This window comes from Weizmannia acidilactici (assembly GCF_008974225.1).
Classification (GTDB): Bacteria; Bacillota; Bacilli; order Bacillales; family Bacillaceae_C; genus Weizmannia; species Weizmannia acidilactici.
In genome coordinates, this window is sequence record NZ_BKZR01000093.1 from 1 (window position 1) to 1,632 (window position 1,632).

The following is a 1,632-nucleotide window of genomic DNA, read 5'->3' on the forward strand; positions in this document are numbered from 1 at the left end:
GGGACTGCTGAATAAATAAAATTTCCTTGATTTACAAGGATTTTCAGTCCTATTTGTCGAAGTCCAATGCAAGGATTTTATCACTCATTCTGCAAAAACCTTGCACTTGGAGGCGCCTGCTTTGTATAAAAGAACGGAAAACCAACTTATTTTGCCGGATGACTTTTTCTTGCCGTTTGGCGGTAAATTGAATAAAGACAATCGTTGGGTCAAACTCGCCCAAATGATTCCCTGGTGGAAAGTCGAAGAAAAATACGCCCAATCCTTTAAGAAATCGATGAAAGGCCAAAAAGCCTTATCCGTCCGAGTCGCACTGGGCGCCTTGATCATCCAACAACGATTGAAGACGAGTGACCGGGAAACGGTGCAACACATTGCGGAAAATCCCTACCTGCAATACTTCCTTGGCTTTCCGGAGTTTCAGGAAGGCCAGCCGTTTGATCCCTCTCTGATGACGCACTTCCGCAAACGGTTAGGCCCGGAGATCATTCAAGAAGTCAACGAATGGATCGTCAAGGAAGCACAACATCAGGAAGCTAAAGATTCTTCAAACGATGATGAAGAGGATCAACCCCCGGCCGGTTCGGGGACGACAGGAAAAGATCACGATCACGCAACTCCCCCGGATTCGGAGACGCATAAGGGCAAATTGATGTTGGATGCCACTTGTGCACCGGCCGATATCGCCTATCCCACGGACTTGATCCTTTTGAATGAAGCCCGTGAAAAATTGGAACACCTCATCGACGTCCTTTTTGAGCCTCTCCGCGGAACCCGGAAGAAGCCGCGCACTTATCGCCAAAAGGCACACCGAGCCTTTCTGGCCGTTGCGAAGCAACGTCGCCCAAAAGCGAAAACCATTCGGAAGGCCATTGGCCAACAACTCCGATATGTGAAACGCGATCTGCACATGATCGAAAAACTCAAGGAACACAGTCCCTTGACCCTATTGAATAAACAGGAGTACAAACAGCTTCTCGTCATTTCAGAGCTGTATCGTCAGCAACGGGAAATGTACAAGCACCGCACACACCGGATTGAGGATCGTATCGTCAGCATCCATCAGCCTCATGTTCGCCCCATTGTTCGGGGAAAGGCCAGAGCCCGTGTGGAATTCGGAGCCAAAGTGGCCATCAGCCTGGTGGATGGGTATGCCTTGGTCGAAAAAATGAGTTGGAACAATGATAACGAAGCTTTGACCTTACAGGAAGCGGTTGAAAGGTATCGAGAACGCTACGGTCATTACCCCGAAGCCGTCCTGGCCGATCAAATATACAGGAACCGTGAGAATCGGAAATACTGCAAAGAGAAAGGCATCCGTCTGAGCGGCTTACCGCTGGGACGGCCTGCGAAGAAGGCTCAAAGCGAGCAAAAGCACATCGCGCATAAGGATTCGGCAGAACGTAATGCGATTGAAGGGAAATTTGGCGAAGGCAAGCGCCGTTATGGGCTGGGCCTTATTCAAGCGCGCCTTCAAAAAACAAGTGAAACAGTCATCGCGTTACAATTCTTAGTCATGAACCTGGAACGCCGGCTCCGTCTTCTTTTTTGGCATTTTATCAAACGGTATCACTTCCTTTATTCATGGGGCTGAAACGTTCATCGACGAGTTCGTTCAGCAGCCCCTAATTA

General features: G+C 49.0%; 1 protein-coding gene. It reads left to right on the top strand.

The window, feature by feature from the left end; genetic code table 11:
* Positions 1 to 121 precede the first annotated feature (121 nt).
* Positions 122 to 1,594 carry an IS5 family transposase gene (locus GBH70_RS16355; RefSeq protein WP_151682009.1) on the top strand — a complete coding sequence of 491 codons (1,473 nt, stop codon included), beginning with the start codon at positions 122 to 124 and terminating at the stop codon, positions 1,592 to 1,594.
* Positions 1,595 to 1,632 lie beyond the last annotated feature (38 nt).